Origin of the sequence: Gordonia sp. PDNC005 (assembly GCF_016919385.1) — a bacterium.
Classification (GTDB): Bacteria; Actinomycetota; Actinomycetes; order Mycobacteriales; family Mycobacteriaceae; genus Gordonia.
This window is the reverse complement of the sequence record NZ_CP070351.1, coordinates 2021786-2036337: the sequence shown is the minus strand read 5'-3', so window position 1 is coordinate 2036337 and position 14552 is coordinate 2021786. Positions and strand designations below refer to the sequence as shown.

Sequence of the window (14552 nt, the reverse complement as noted above, 5' to 3'; positions counted from 1 at the left end):
TTTGTGTTCTCGCGATCAGCGCGGCATGTCGGCGAGGTCGGGCGGAAGCGGGCGTGAGTGCACCACGACGAGACGCTGGGTCGCACGTGTGAGGGCGACGTAGAGATCGTTGTAGCCACGGGGAGACTCGCTGATCAGATCCGCGGGATCAACGAGGATCACGGTGTCGAACTCGAGCCCCTTGGCCGCGGTGATCGGGTGCACGGTCACCGCGGTGCTCGTGTCGGCGAGCGCCGCGCGCAGCGTGTCGGCCGTCCCGTCGGAGGTGATCACCGTGGTGAGTCCGGTCCAGTCCGACGACAAGACGAGCTCGGACACGGTGGATGCGACGTCGGCGGTCGCGATCGCCACAGGTTCGATCCCGTTGGAACGCAACGACGTCGGCGGTGACTGGTCGGGGTTGATCCAGTCGAGAACCCGGTTCGCGTAGTGAGTGATCTCCGACGGCGTGCGGTAGTTGACGGTCAGTTCGTGCAGTCGCCACCGGTCGGCGACGTACGGGGTGAACACGTCCGACCACGACGTGGCGCCTGCCGCGTCGCCGGTCTGCGCGGTGTCGCCGATCACCGTCATCCAGCGGTTCGGGATCCGTCGCATCACCATTCGCCACGCCATCGGCGACAGTTCCTGCGCTTCGTCGACGATCACGTGACCGAACGTCCACGTCCGGTCCTCGTAGGCCCGTTCGGCCGTCGTCCGTCGAGCCGTGTGCACCTGACGTTCGGCGAGCTGCTCCGCATCGATCAGGTCGTACGCCATCAAGATCTCCGGATCGAGGTCGTCCTCGAGATCTTGTGGAGCCGACCCGGTGAGGATGTCCAATGCGTCCTGAGCCTCGGAGAGCTGCTGGCGCCACCGTGCCCGGTTCACCCGGTCGGCTTCGTCCGTCCGGTATCCGATGAGCTCGGCGAGCTCGTCGAGCAGCGGGACGTCCGCGGCTGACAGGTCCGCGTCCTCGCGGAGGGGACGGGCCTGTCGGTACAGCGCCTCACGTTCGGCATCCGTCCAGCCCCGAGTCGACTTCCGGAGGAATGACGGATCGTCGTACAGGTCGCGGAGCACACCCTGCGGCGTCAGCGTCGGCCAGAACTCGAGGAGAGTCGCCGTCACATCCGGATCCGCTTCGAGCTCGACACGGATGTCGTCGAGGTCACCCGCGGTCAACAGCTGAGAACCGTCGAGCTGACTTGAACCGATTCGACGCGCGTGAACGCCGGCGAGTCGGTCGAGCGCCGTACGCAGAAAGGTCCGTTGGGCGAGGTTGTGTGCACGCCGAGTGGACCGGGCGTCAGCGCGTGCGTCCTTCACGATCTCAGGGTCGATCGGCAAGTCGTACCCGTCGAAGCGGGTGGTGAGTCCGGCCGCGGGCAGTGATTCGCGGGCCCGTACCGCAGCACGGAGCACGTTCAGCATCCGCTGGTCGCCCTTGAGTGCGACGGCCTCGCGCGTGTCACGACCACGCGCGCGGACGTCGGGGAACAAGTCGGCGACAGTGGACAGGAGGACACCCGTCTCGCCGAGTGACGGAAGCACCTGGCCGATGTACTGCAGGAAGTCCTCGTTTGGCCCGAGGATCAGGACACCGCTCCGGGACAGCAGGTCGCGGTGGGTATACAGGAGATACGCCGCCCTGTGCAGGGCGACGGCGGTCTTACCGGTACCTGGACCGCCTTGCACCACAACAACGCCGCGATGCGTCGAGCGGATGATCTCGTCCTGCTCGCGCTGAATCGTCTCGACGATGTCGGTCATCTCGCCGGTGCGTGCGGCGTTCAGGGCGTCGACCAGTGCCGACTCGTTGACGACGTTCGCACCGGACACGTCATGTGACGAATCGGAGTCGACTATCTCGCCGGAGACGAGGTTCTCGTCGGAGACGCTCCGGACCGCACGAGATCGCGTCCTGATATGGCGGCGACGTTCCACGTCTTCAGGAGTCGCCGGAGTTGCGAGATAGAACGGCCGCGACAGGGGCGCTCGCCAGTCGAGCAGCAGAGTCGTGTCGCGGTCGTCGTCGTCGAGGATGCCGATACGGCCGATGCGCCGGACCTCGTCGTCGTCGATCATGTCGAGACGCCCGAAGTACAAATTGTGTTCGGCAGCGTCGATCTTGGTGAGCTCATCGGTGTACATGCGCTCGTACGATTCGCGTTCCGACAGTGCTTGCGGCGTCCCCGCGGATTCGCGCAGCGTCTCGTTCAGGCGGCGGCGTGTGGTCGCGCGCATACGGTCGAGGCGCGCGTAGACCGCGTCGAGATGAATCTGCTCGTCTGGCAGGCGGGGATCGGGCGTTTCGGCTGTCACAGTCGTTCCATATTACCGGCGGATCGCCGCCGGTGGCGGGCCCACAACGTGGTGCCCGTCACCGCGGCGACGTCGGCTCACGCAGTCAGCGTGCGAGGGCGCGCCGCCATCGGCGCGTGGTGTCGGCGACGGTGTCCGCGGCCTCGGGGGCACGGTGCGCCACTTCGTCGGCCCATTGTTCTGCACGCTGACGGGTCGCGTCGATCACGTCGGGAGCTCGATCTGCGACGGTGTGCGCCAGATCCTCGGCGCGTGACCTGGCCGAGGCGGCAAGTGTCGACGCGTTCGCCGCGATTCTGTCGGTCGGCACGCGGTCGGCGGCTTGATGCGCCCATTGCTCCGCCTTGTTCACCGATGCCGTCAACGTGTCCTGCCCCGACTCCCCGGGCAGTGCCTCGACGATCGACTCTCTAGCGTCGACCAACCGGCGTCGGCCCCGCCAGCCCAGCGAAGGACGCCCCTCGGTGTCCGCGGACGCGATCAGAACGCCGCCGAGGAGGCCGAGGTTCTTCACGAACGCCGACTGTTTCGCGCTCCGGACCGCCGGGTCGTTCTCGTTCCAGAAGTCGCTGGCGAACACGGTGGTCGGAACGAGGGTTCCGGCGAGCACGGTGGACGCGATCCGCGGCGCCTTGCCGAAGGCCAGTGCGAGACCGGCGCCGACCTGCACGGCGCCTGCCACGCGAATGACGGTCTCGGTGTCGGCAGGGACGTTCTCCAGGAGCGGTTCGGCCGTTCGTGCTGGACCGGCAGGCGCTGTGACTGCGTCGATTCCGGACGCGATGAAGGCCGTTCCGAGCAGCGGACGTGCGATTCGTCGAAGGATCATGGCGTATGCCTTTCGTCTCGTCGAGCGGTGTGGAACGGCGCGAGTCGGCATCGACGTCGAACGAGTGGTCGGCCGCGGGTCTAGCACGCCGTCTCTCTCGAAGGTACCCAATTCGTCTCGGTCGCAAACGTGCGTCGAGGCCCACCAGTGGTCGTCTGAACGGGCTACCATCTTGTTCATGGGCGACGCTATGAGTGGTCAGCTGGTGTTTCCGAACCTGCGGTACGCGAGCCCGCGTTCCGCGATTGAGTTCCTGTCGTCGGCTTTCGGATTCGACGTGCACTTCATCGTCGACGCAGATGACGGAGACGTGGAACACGCGCAGCTACTGGTCGGCACGAACCTTGTCTTTCTGAGCCGCGACCACGAAGCCGACCGATACGGGATGCACAGCCCGGAGGTACTCCGGGGCACTACCCAGGCGTTGTGTATTCGAGTGCCGGAAGGCGAGCTGGCGCAGCACCAGGCTCACGCTGAGACGTCGTCCGCGCGCATCCTCAATCCGGTCCACAAGTCACTCGCAGGCGTCCTCGAGTACACATGTGCCGACCCGGAAGGACACGTCTGGACGTTCAGCAGCTACGCGGGGGAGTGATGCCGTCCGGTCACCAGCCTCTTTCACGCCAGTCGCCGAGAGAGGGGCGCTCCGTGGTGAGAGTGGTGTCCTTGCCGTGACCCGGGTAGACGTCGGCATCGTCGAATCGGCCGAAGAGCTTGTCCTCGACGTCGCCGAGGAGGATCTCGAAGTCGCCCGGCTGCCAGGTCTTCCCGACACCGCCGGGAAACAGGGAGTCGCCGGTGAAAAGGTGCACACGACCCGACTTCTCGGTGAGCACCAGCACGACGGAACCGGGTGTGTGACCGCGGATGCCGATGACCTGGACAGTCAGCTCGCCGACTCGAATCGTGTCTCCGTCGGAGAGGCGACGATCCGGGGTGATGGGCAGATCGTCAGCGTCGTCCTCGCCGATCGCGTGCGGGACGTCGAGCCCGTCGCGTACCTCGACGAGGGCCTGCCAGTGGTCGAAGTGCCCGTGAGTGGTGACGATCTGACGCACGGTGCCCGCCTCCTGGTCGGCGAGCGCCAGCAGCACGCCCGCGTCGTTGGCGGCGTCGATGAGCAGAGCATCACCGGTGGCTGCGTCGGTGACGAGGTAGGAGTTGTTGTCCATCGGACCGACCGACACCTTGACGATCGTCGCGTTGTCGAGTGTCCGGCGTTGTGCGAGATTCTGCTGCTCGCCGTCAGACGAGACGGCGCCGGTGTAGTCGTCGGAGACTTTGATCTGCTGCGTCATGGCTCCACCGTAGCTGTCACCTCAGACACAGTCCGCTGCGAGCTCGACCAGAATTGTCAGAGGGGCCGCGTACTGTGGTCGACCGGGGAAGATAGTCGTGCGATGTGAGGAAAACTAGTGGTTGATCGGCTCATCGTTCGTGGCGCGCGCGAACACAATCTGCGGGGGATCGACGTTGATCTGCCGCGCGACTCGCTGATCGTCTTCACCGGGCTGTCGGGGTCGGGCAAGTCGTCGTTGGCGTTCGACACGATCTTCGCGGAAGGCCAACGACGGTACGTCGAGTCGCTGTCGGCGTACGCGCGTCAGTTCCTCGGTCAGATGGACAAGCCGGACGTCGACTTCATCGAAGGCCTCTCGCCTGCGGTGTCGATCGACCAGAAATCGACCAACCGGAATCCGCGGTCGACGGTCGGCACCATCACCGAGGTCTACGACTACCTGCGCTTGCTGTACGCGCGAGCCGGCACCGCCCACTGCCCGGTGTGTGGTGAGAAGATCGCTCGTCAGACGCCGCAGCAGATCGTCGATCAGATCCTCGCGATGGATGAGGGCACACGCTTCCAGGTGTTGGCGCCCGTCGTCCGCACGCGCAAGGGCGAGTTCGTCGATCTCTTCACGGATCTGCAGACGCAGGGATTCGCCCGGGCACGCATCGACGGCGTCGTCCATCAGCTCGCCGATCCGCCGAAGCTCAAGAAGCAGGAGAAGCACGACGTCGACGTGGTCGTCGACCGACTCGTCGTGAAGCCGTCGGCGAAACAGCGACTCACCGACTCCATCGAGACCGCTCTGCGTGTGGCCGACGGGATCGTCGTCCTCGACTTCGTCGACCTCGATGAGAACGACGCCAACCGTGAGCGTCGCTTCTCCGAGAAGATGGCGTGTCCCAACTTCCACCCCATCGCGATCGACGATCTCGAGCCCAGGGCGTTCTCGTTCAACTCGCCGTTCGGCGCCTGCCCCGAGTGCGACGGCCTCGGTGTTCAGAAGGAGGTCGACGAGAGCCTCGTCGTTCCCGACCCGGACACCACCCTCCGAGACGGGGCGATCGCGCCCTGGTCGAGCGGGCACAACGCGAGCTACTTCCTTCGCCTCGTCGAAGGCCTGGGCGATCAGATGGGGTTCGACGTCGACACTCCCTGGAACAAACTGCCGCGCAACGCGCGCAAGGCGTTGCTCACCGGCTCGGACCACCAGGTGCACGTCAAGTTCAAGAACCGGTACGGCCGCACACGCTCGTATTACACCGAGTTCGAAGGCGTCATGGCATTCCTGTCACGCCGAGCCGACACGACCGAGTCCGAGCAGATGAAGGACCGGTACGAGGGATACATGCGTGACGTGCCGTGCAGTGCGTGCGCGGGCACCCGACTCCGTCCCGAGATTCTCGCCGTCACGCTCGATCACCCGGTCCACGGACCGAAGTCGATCGCCGACGTGACGGCGCTGTCGGTCGCCGAATGCGCCGACTACCTCGACGGACTCGCACTCGGCGAACGCGAGGCCGCGATCGCCGGCCGCGTCCTCAAGGAAGTCCAGGCCCGCATCCGCTTCCTGCTCGACGTCGGACTCGAATACCTGTCGCTATCGCGGGCCGCGGGCTCGTTGTCAGGCGGCGAGGCTCAGCGCATCCGCCTCGCGACACAGATCGGCGCAGGTCTGGCCGGCGTGCTCTACGTGCTCGACGAGCCGTCGATCGGACTCCACCAGCGAGACAACCGCAGGCTCATCGACACCCTCGTCCGGCTCCGCGACCTCGGAAACACCCTGATCGTCGTCGAACACGACGAGGACACGATTCGGGCCGCCGACTGGATCGTCGACATCGGTCCGCGCGCAGGCGAGCACGGCGGCCGCGTGGTGCACAGCGGTGACTACCAGGGGCTTCTCGACAACCAGGAGTCGTTGACCGGCGCTTACCTGTCGGGCCGCGAAGCGCTCGAGGTTCCGGCGATCCGACGCCCCGTCGACAAGAAGCGGCAGTTGACCGTCGTGGGCGCCCGCGAGAACAATCTCGACGGCATCGACGTGTCGTTCCCCCTCGGAGTCCTGACCGCGGTCACCGGCGTTTCCGGTTCGGGCAAGTCGACACTCGTGAACGACATCCTCGCGACCGTTCTCGCAAACAAGCTGAACGGCGCACGCCAGGTTCCGGGACATCACACTCGAATCAAGGGAATCGAGCAGCTCGACAAGCTCGTCCAGGTCGACCAGTCGCCGATCGGGCGCACCCCGCGCTCGAACCCGGCCACGTACACCGGCGTATTCGACAAGGTCCGCACACTGTTCGCCGCCACCACCGAGGCGAAGGTCCGCGGCTACCAGCCGGGGCGCTTCTCCTTCAACGTCAAGGGTGGACGCTGCGAGGCGTGCATGGGCGAGGGCACGATCAAGATCGAGATGAACTTTCTGCCCGACGTCTACGTGCCGTGCGAGGTCTGTCATGGCGCGCGCTACAACCGCGAGACGCTCGAGGTGCACTACAAGGGAAAGACGATCGCCGAGGTCCTCGACATGCCGATCGACGAGGCCGCCGACTTCTTCGAGCCGGTCACCTCGATCCACCGCTACCTGAAGACGCTCGTCGACGTCGGCCTCGGTTACGTCCGGCTCGGTCAGCCCGCACCGACGCTGTCCGGCGGCGAGGCGCAGCGTGTGAAGTTGGCCGCCGAACTGCAGAAACGCTCGACGGGACGGACGATCTACATTCTCGACGAACCGACCACTGGACTGCACTTCGAGGACATCCGCAAGCTCCTCCTCGTGATCAACGGACTCGTCGACAAGGGCAACACGGTCATCGTCATCGAGCACAACCTCGACGTGATCAAGACCGCCGACTGGATCGTCGACATGGGCCCCGAGGGCGGCAGCGGCGGTGGCACCGTCGTCGCGCAGGGCACACCGGAGGACGTGGCCTCGGTCGCGGCGTCGCATACGGGAGGCTTCATCGGCGAGCTTCTTCCCGCGGTCGAAGAGGTCAGCTGATCGGACCTCACGATGGTGAGGATCAGGTTTAGTGTGGCTGCATGATCCGGACGGTCTCTAAACTGCTTGTGGCAAGTGTCGTGGCGGCGCTCGCAGTCGGGGTCGCCGCCGCCCCGGCCGGGGCGGATCGGATCACCTACAGCTTCCTCGACGGGATCCGAGCTGAGCTCGCCAACCCTGGCGGGTCATTGCCGGGCACAAACGACTTCTCGTGTCGTCCGAGCTCGCGCCACCCGCGCCCGGTGATGTTGCTGCACGGAAGTGGGGGAGGCCGTCAGACGAACTGGGCGAGCCTCGCCGCAGTCCTCGTTCGTGACGGGTACTGCGTGTTCGCGCCGACCTACGGGAAGCTGTCGAGTGTATGGCCTGCGTCGGCGCTCGGCGGTCTCGGCCCCAAGCCGGACAGCGCATGGGACGTGAAACTGTTCGCCGACGACGTCCTGAGCAGGACGGGCGTGGCGCAGCTCGACATCGTCGGACACTCGCTCGGCACCGAGATGGGCGTGTACTGGATGAAGTACCTCGGTGGCCGGGGCCGGGTGGCCCACTACGTTTCGCTCGCGCCCTACTGGCGACAGGGGCCTGACGAGGACGACGCCCGAGGAGAGATGATCGCGGCCTTCCGCGCGCGACTGGGTGTTCCTGAGCCGATCAGACCGGCATGCCCGGAGTGCACGCTGCCGCAGGCGGGCCTGAACTTCAACCGTGCCGTACGGCTCCCGACGCCCTACTCGACGGCGGTCCGCTACACGAACATCGTGACGCGCGACGACGAGATGGTGACGCCGTACACCGCCGGGCTCCTTCCCGGACCTGCCGGCACACACGTTACGAACATCGTCGTCCAGGACGGGTGTGCCCAGGACCGGTCGGATCACATGTCGATCACAGCGAACCGACGCAGTGCCGCCATGGTTCTGAACGCACTCGATCCGGCGCATCCTCGGCCGGTGCCCTGCGTGCCCGTCGCGCCGATCACCGGCGGCTGATCACAACCCGAGTGACTTCCTCATCTCCTCGAGCTTCTTCTTGGCGGCTTCGTCGCGCTTGGCGATGGCCTCGTCCAGGGCGGTCGATTCACGCCCCATTTCGGACAGTTCCTGGCTTCCGATCGCAGTGGTGGTCCGCTTCTCGATCTTGTCGCGGACATGGTCGAACGTGGGGACGCCCGCCTCGGTGTAGCCCGTGACGTCTGCGAACGACGGAGCCTGGACCGTTGGGGTGAAATCGGGCGTGCCGACTGGTTCGACGATCTCCGCGTCGATCGGTTCCAGATCGTCGTCACCTGTGGTCATGAGACCAGGGTAGTCCGACCGGCGCGTCGTCGATGCGAAGAGCTCAGCCTTTGACCGGGCCGGTGTACTTCTCGCCGGGACCTTCGCCAGGGGCGTCTGGATACGACGACGCCTCGCGGAACGCGAGCTGGAGGGCTTTAAGGCCGTCCTGGATGGGCTTGCGGTGCAAGCCCAGGTCCATCGAAGCCGCTGTCACGAGGCCAGCGAGGGCTGTGATCAGGGCGCGCGCCTCCGGCAGGTCCTTGTGCTCTTCCTCGCCGCCCGCGTCGGGACCGATCTTCTCGGCCGCAGCGCTCATCAGCATGATCGCTGCACGGGTGGTCACCTCGACCGCGGGAATGGTCGCGAGCTCGCGGACGTTGACGTCTTCGGCTCCACCTGGAGCGACGTGCGCATGCGCGTCGTCAGAGGAGGGGCGGCCGGTCGAATAGGAGTTAGCGCTCACGCCTGTTAGACTTTCACAGCATGACCGCTCCGGCTCACGCCGGGGTAGCAAGAGGATGTTCGAGGTCCCACCGTACGACACACGCTTTCGGGCGAGGAGTTGTCCGGTTCCGGTCACACCGTCGCGAGACGACGGAGCAGCGAGATGATCTACATTCTCGGCTGCTTCCGCGCGTGACGAGTGTTTTTCGGTCTCGATGTCTCCTGCTGCCAGTATTCTGGCCGGCCACGTGAGTACACATTTATCGAGGAGGCCACATCAGCACTGAAACCCGCATCAATGAGCGCATCCGCGTTCCCGAGGTCCGTCTTGTCGGTCCCGGGGGAGAGCAGGTGGGCATCGTGCGTGTTGAAGATGCGCTCCGCCTGGCTTACGAAGCCGACCTGGACCTGGTCGAGGTAGCGCCTGACGCTCGCCCGCCCGTGTGCAAGATCATGGACTACGGCAAGTTCAAGTACGAGGCAGCGCAGAAGCAGCGCGAATCACGCCGTAATCAGCAGATGACCGTCATCAAGGAGCAGAAGCTCCGCCCGAAGATCGACGACCACGACTACGAGACCAAGAAGGGTCACGTAGTCCGGTTCCTCGAAGCGGGTTCCAAGGTGAAGGTCACCATCATGTTCCGCGGACGCGAGCAGTCCCGCCCCGAGCTGGGCTTCCGACTGTTGCAGCGCCTGGGCAACGACGTCGCCGAGTACGGCTTCGTCGAGACCTCCGCGAAGCAGGACGGCCGCAACATGACGATGGTTCTCGCCCCGCACAAGGGCGCGAAGACCAGGGTCAAGGCCCAGCAGAACGCCGAATAGGCCAAGCACCACACCCGCACCAGCGGATTCCACACGAGCACCGCGAGGGCGGTGCCGGTGGAGTTCGCCCGAATGAAGGAAAACCATGCCGAAGAGCAAGACCCACAAGGGCACCGCGAAGCGTTTCAAGGTGACCGGCAGCGGCAAGATCGTCCGCGAGAAGGCGGGCAAGCGCCACCTCCTGGAGCACAAGTCGTCGCGCGTCACCCGTCGCATGAGCGGCACCGAGGTCGTCAGCGAGAACGACGCCCCGCGCATCAAGCGACTGCTCAACCGCTGATCTTTCCCTGACGACTAAGACTTCAAAGGATTACTGACTAATGGCACGTGTGAAAAGGGCCGTCAACGCCCAGAAGAAGCGCCGCTCCGTTCTGGAGGCATCGAAGGGCTACCGCGGACAGCGGTCGCGCCTCTACCGCAAGGCCAAGGAGCAGCAGCTCCACTCGCTGACCTACGCATACCGCGACCGCAAGGCTCGCAAGGGCGACTTCCGCAAGCTGTGGATCACCCGCATCAACGCGGCTGCTCGCGCCAATGACATCACCTACAACCGCTTCATCCAGGGCCTCAAGCTGGCTGAGGTCGAGGTGGACCGCAAGGTGCTCGCCGACATCGCCGTCACCGACCCGGCAGCTTTCACCGGCCTCGTCGAGATCGCTCGCGCAGCACTGCCTGCCGACGTCAACGCTCCGGTTGCCTGATCGCCTGAGCAGACGCGAGATATGAACTCGTATCGACCCGCGATGGACGTTCTCTCCGAACGTTCGTCGCGGGTCGTCTCATTGGTCAAGTATCGACGGGCCTCGGCGCGTAAAGCCGAGGGGAGATTCCTCGTCGAAGGTTTCAACTCGGTCGACGCCGCCTTGTCGACGGGCCGGGTCCTGTCTGTCCTGGTGCGTGACTCTGATTCTCACAAGCACGTCGGTCTCGTCGACCGTGTGTTGGACGCGGACATTCCGCTGTACTGGCTGTCCGACAAGGCCGCGGACCGGCTGTCTGAGACGACGACGGCACCGGGTGTGTTCGCCGAGTGCTCGCTCGTCACGACCGACCTCGACGATGTGCTCGCCGCCGATCCGACTCTGCTCGTCGTCGCCGTCGAACCGCGGGAGCCCGGCAACGTCGGAACACTCACTCGGTGTGCCGACGCGATGGGGGCCGATGCCGTCGTCCTGCTCGGCGACACCGTCGACCCGCACAACGCCAAGGCCGTGCGGGCCTCGGCCGGCAGCATCTTCCACATCCCGGTGGTCCGTGATGCGAACGTGCAGCGGGCCCTGCAGGCGATCGGCCGACGTGGGATTGTCACCCTCGCCACCACGATGGACGGTGAGTTGTCGTTGGACGACGCCGCACCCGTCCTCGCCCGGCCGCATGCCTGGCTGTTCGGGAACGAGGCGCATGGACTTCCCTCGGAACTTCTCAAGGGCGCCGATCACCGCCTGTCGATCCCGATTCGCGGCCGTGCTGAGAGTCTGAACCTCGCCGCCGCCAGCGCGATCTGCCTGTACGCGAGCGCGCGAGCGCAGGGCTGACGGGCGACAATGACATAGGTTCGGCTAACCTAATGCGATGACCTTGACGAAGGCCGTCGACGAACCGCTTCAGCGTTCTGCGTCGCGCAGTGCGATCGGATTTGTGCTCGGCGCCATAACGCTCGTCGGTGGCCTCGTCCTCTCCGTGCTGTTCGGGTCCGGCGAGCACTTGTCCGCCGGTGACGCGTGGACCTCGCTGTGGGCGTCCGCCGATCAACTTGCCTCGTCGACCGGGTTGTCGCGAGCCAACGACATCGTGTTCTCCCAGCGCATTCCGCGCACTGTTCTCGGGCTTCTCGTCGGGCTAGCACTGGGCGCGGCCGGCGCTCTCGTCCAGGGACACACCAGGAACCCGCTCGCAGACCCCGGAATGCTCGGAGTCAACGGGGGCGCGAGTCTCGGTGTCGTGCTCGGCGTCTTCGCGTTCGGCGTCGCATCCCCGTGGGCCTACATGTGGTTCGGGATGGCCGGTGCCCTGATCGCCGCGGCCGCGGTGTTTGCCTTCGCGGTCGGCGGTGGGGCCAATTCGCCGCTCACGCTCATTCTGTCCGGTGCAGGCATGTCGGCGTTCCTCGTGGCGGTGACCTCAGCGATCGTGCTGTCGGACGTGCGCTCGCTCGACGCGTGGCGGTACTGGAACGTCGGAGCCACTGGTGGACGTGACTGGGACGTGGTCGGCGCGGCGGCGCCGTTCATCATCGTCGGTCTGATCGCGGCGTTCGCGGGCGGCTACTTCCTCAACATTCTCGCGCTCGGCGATTCGGTCGCGAAGTCGCTCGGGTCGCGTGTCGGATGGATCCGATTCTCCGGCGTCGCCGCAGTCGCGGTCCTCGCAGGCGCCGCGACCGCGGCCTGCGGACCGATCGCCTTCCTCGGATTGGTCGTCCCGCACATCGCGCGGGTGTTCACCGGGCCCGACTACCGGCTGATGGTTCCATTCTCCGCAGTGCTCGGTGCGTGTCTGCTCCTCTATTGCGACGTGATCGGTCGAGTCCTCGGGAGCCCGGGGGAGATCTCCGTAGCGGTGGTGCTCGCCGCGGTGGGAGCACCCGTGTTCATCGCGATCATTCGTCGGAAGAAGCTGGTGACCCTGTGACTGCAACCCTCGAAGTGGGCCACCGGCCCCTGAGGCGCAACGTGATCCGCGCCGGACTGGTGAGCGTCATCGTGCGACCGCGGGCAGTCGCAGTAGCGCTGGTGCTGGCGGCGTCGGTGGTGGCACTCGGATTCGGACTGCTGTACATCGAGACCCTGCCCCCGGACGTCGTCACCAAGGCCCTGTTCGGCGGTGGCGGACGACTACCTCGTCAGGCGATCGTCGACGGCCAACTCCCGATCGTCCTGCTCGGCGCGTTCGCCGGTGCCGGGCTCGCCGTGGCAGGCGCCAATATGCAGACCGTGGCACGCAACCCGCTCGCCACCCCAGACATGCTCGGCATCACAGCGGGTGCGTCGACGATGGTGGTGTTGGCCATCGCGTTCGCGGGGTCGTGGGGCGCCTGGTTCGACGGAATCGGTGTTCCCGGCGCTGCACTCGTCGGTGCGGCGGGGACCGCTCTGGCCATGTACGCGCTCGCGTGGAGGAACGGGTTGGAGACCACCCGCCTGGTACTCGTCGGCGTGGCCGCCACCTGGTTCTTCACTGCGCTCACCAGCTACCTGCTGACGCGCGCACAGGTCTGGGAGGTTGAGGAAGCGCAACGGTGGATTGTCGGGTCCCTGTCGGGCGCGTCCTGGGACACCCTGACACCGGTCCTCGTCGTGGTGCCGATCGGCGTCATAGCCTCGCTGCTGCTGCGACCACGGCTGTCCGCCATCAGCATGGGTGAGGACCTCGCTCGATCGTTCGGCACCCGACCCGCCCTCACAACAGGTGTCACGATGGCGATCGGCGTCGCGGTCGCCGGAGTCGCGGTGTCGGGTGTGGGGCCGATAGCGTTTGTCGCGCTCCTCGCACCGCAGATTGCGCTACGTGTGACGGGCGGGACCGTGCCGGGGCCATTGACCAGTGGTCTCTGCGGCGCACTGCTCGTTCTGCTCAGTGAACTCCTCTGCCGAACGCTGCTGCCCAGCAGCATTCCCGTCGGGGTCGTGACCGCCGGAGTAGGCGGGCCGGTGCTCGTCGCATCACTCGTGATCGCCAAGATGAAGGGGCGTCTGTGACCACCACCAACCCCATCCTGTCAGCACATGGACTGTCGGTCGGCTACAACGGCGACATCGTCGTCGCGGACCTGGACGTGGACATCGCCGCGGGCGAGGTCACCACGATCATCGGCCCCAACGGATGCGGCAAGTCGACGCTGCTCCGGACCTTGTCGAAGCTGCTGACTCCCACAGCAGGGCAGGTCCGCCTCGATGGCGTCGACCTGGCCTCGCTGCGGCCGCGAGACATCGCACGACGGCTCGCCATGCTGCCGCAGAATCCGATTGCACCGTCCGGCCTGTCTGTTCTCGACCTCGTCTCCCGTGGGCGGTCCCCGTACCAATCGTGGTACCGCCAGTGGAGCTCCGACGACGAGGAGGCGGTGTCCCGGGCGATGCGCCTCACTTCGATTCTGGAACTAGCGGATCGTCCGGTCGAGGATCTGTCCGGCGGACAGCGTCAACGCGCGTGGATCGCGATGACATTGGCGCAGGACACCGACCTCGTGTTGTTGGACGAGCCGACGACCTACCTCGACCTGGCGCACGCGGTCGACGTTCTCGACCTCGTCGACGAACTCCGTCATGATCACGGAAAGACCGTGGTCATGGTCCTGCACGATCTCAACCTGGCGGCGCGGTCGAGTGATCACCTCATCGTGATGCGCGACGGCGTCGTGCTGACTCGCGGAACCCCGGCCGAGGTGCTGACCGTCGACGTGCTCGATGACGCCTTCGGGCTGTCCGCGCAGGTGCTGACCGATCCGGAGACCGGTGGACCGCTGGTGGTCCCCACCGTCGCATCTGCGCGTCGACGTACGGGCACCCTTCTCAGCAAGCCATGAGTTTGATATAAGGTTAGGCTCACCTACTTCATCCGTCTGATGGGGTGCATGAGCAAGGA

Annotated in this window: 15 protein-coding genes; 10 read left to right on the top strand and 5 right to left on the bottom strand. The window is 65.8% G+C overall.

Features of this window, described 5'->3' with window-relative positions:
• Nucleotides 1-15: 15 nt before the first annotated feature.
• Both JVX90_RS09675 and JVX90_RS09670 read right to left on the bottom strand, forming a co-directional pair.
• Nucleotides 16-2304 carry an ATP-binding domain-containing protein gene (locus JVX90_RS09675; protein ID WP_205332119.1) on the bottom strand — a complete coding sequence of 763 codons (2289 nt, stop codon included), beginning with the start codon at nt 2302-2304 and terminating at the stop codon, nt 16-18.
• 85 nt (nt 2305-2389) lie between these two features.
• Nucleotides 2390-3133 carry a DoxX family protein gene (locus JVX90_RS09670; protein WP_205332118.1) on the bottom strand — a complete coding sequence of 248 codons (744 nt, stop codon included), beginning with the start codon at nt 3131-3133 and terminating at the stop codon, nt 2390-2392.
• A 178-nt stretch (nt 3134-3311) separates the two neighbouring features.
• On the opposite strand from JVX90_RS09670, the gene JVX90_RS09665 reads away from it, so the two are divergent.
• Complete coding sequence (locus JVX90_RS09665; RefSeq protein ID WP_205332117.1) at nt 3312-3728, top strand: VOC family protein; 417 nt, start codon at nt 3312-3314, stop codon at nt 3726-3728.
• 10 nt (nt 3729-3738) lie between these two features.
• Here the strand turns inward: JVX90_RS09665 and JVX90_RS09660 are convergent, their stop codons facing one another.
• Complete coding sequence (locus JVX90_RS09660) at nt 3739-4431, bottom strand: MBL fold metallo-hydrolase (RefSeq protein WP_205332116.1); 693 nt, start codon at nt 4429-4431, stop codon at nt 3739-3741.
• A gap of 117 nt (nt 4432-4548) precedes the next feature.
• Between JVX90_RS09660 and uvrA the strand changes: the two genes are divergently transcribed.
• Together uvrA and JVX90_RS09650 are read left to right on the top strand one after the other, a co-directional pair.
• The gene (uvrA, locus tag JVX90_RS09655) at nt 4549-7422 is read left to right on the top strand and encodes an excinuclease ABC subunit UvrA (protein ID WP_205332115.1); all 2874 of its coding nucleotides are present in this window, start codon (nt 4549-4551) and stop codon (nt 7420-7422) included.
• A 41-nt stretch (nt 7423-7463) separates the two neighbouring features.
• Nucleotides 7464-8411 carry an alpha/beta fold hydrolase gene (locus JVX90_RS09650; protein ID WP_205332114.1) on the top strand — a complete coding sequence of 316 codons (948 nt, stop codon included), beginning with the start codon at nt 7464-7466 and terminating at the stop codon, nt 8409-8411.
• On the opposite strand, the gene JVX90_RS09645 is transcribed toward JVX90_RS09650, so the two are convergent.
• The gene (locus JVX90_RS09645) at nt 8412-8717 is read right to left on the bottom strand and encodes a hypothetical protein (protein ID WP_205332113.1); all 306 of its coding nucleotides are present in this window, start codon (nt 8715-8717) and stop codon (nt 8412-8414) included.
• A 43-nt stretch (nt 8718-8760) separates the two neighbouring features.
• Nucleotides 8761-9162, bottom strand: coding sequence for a DUF1844 domain-containing protein (locus tag JVX90_RS09640; RefSeq protein WP_205332112.1), 402 nt, complete (start codon nt 9160-9162; stop codon nt 8761-8763).
• Between the two features lie 239 nt (nt 9163-9401).
• Between JVX90_RS09640 and infC the strand changes: the two genes are divergently transcribed.
• From infC to JVX90_RS09605, 7 genes are all read left to right on the top strand, one after another.
• A complete protein-coding gene (infC, locus tag JVX90_RS09635; protein ID WP_240194167.1) occupies nt 9402-9968 on the top strand; it encodes a translation initiation factor IF-3 in 567 nt (188 codons plus the stop codon).
• 85 nt (nt 9969-10053) lie between these two features.
• On the top strand, nt 10054-10248 hold the full coding sequence (rpmI, locus tag JVX90_RS09630; RefSeq protein WP_008379957.1) for a 50S ribosomal protein L35: 195 nt from the start codon (nt 10054-10056) through the stop codon (nt 10246-10248).
• Nucleotides 10249-10288: 40 nt separating this feature from the next.
• Complete coding sequence (gene rplT / locus JVX90_RS09625; protein ID WP_008379955.1) at nt 10289-10669, top strand: 50S ribosomal protein L20; 381 nt, start codon at nt 10289-10291, stop codon at nt 10667-10669.
• 42 nt (nt 10670-10711) lie between these two features.
• Entirely contained in the window at nt 10712-11503 is a 792-nt protein-coding gene (locus JVX90_RS09620; protein ID WP_205332111.1) for an RNA methyltransferase, read from the top strand.
• A gap of 37 nt (nt 11504-11540) precedes the next feature.
• Complete coding sequence (locus JVX90_RS09615) at nt 11541-12599, top strand: iron ABC transporter permease (RefSeq protein WP_205332110.1); 1059 nt, start codon at nt 11541-11543, stop codon at nt 12597-12599.
• On the top strand, nt 12596-13666 hold the full coding sequence (locus tag JVX90_RS09610; RefSeq protein ID WP_205332109.1) for an iron ABC transporter permease: 1071 nt from the start codon (nt 12596-12598) through the stop codon (nt 13664-13666). The genes JVX90_RS09615 and JVX90_RS09610 overlap by 4 nt, the downstream gene beginning before the upstream one ends.
• Nucleotides 13663-14493, top strand: a complete 831-nt coding sequence (locus JVX90_RS09605; protein WP_205332108.1) for an ABC transporter ATP-binding protein — start codon at nt 13663-13665, stop codon at nt 14491-14493. The genes JVX90_RS09610 and JVX90_RS09605 overlap by 4 nt, the downstream gene beginning before the upstream one ends.
• The last annotated feature ends 59 nt before the right edge of the window (nt 14494-14552 follow it).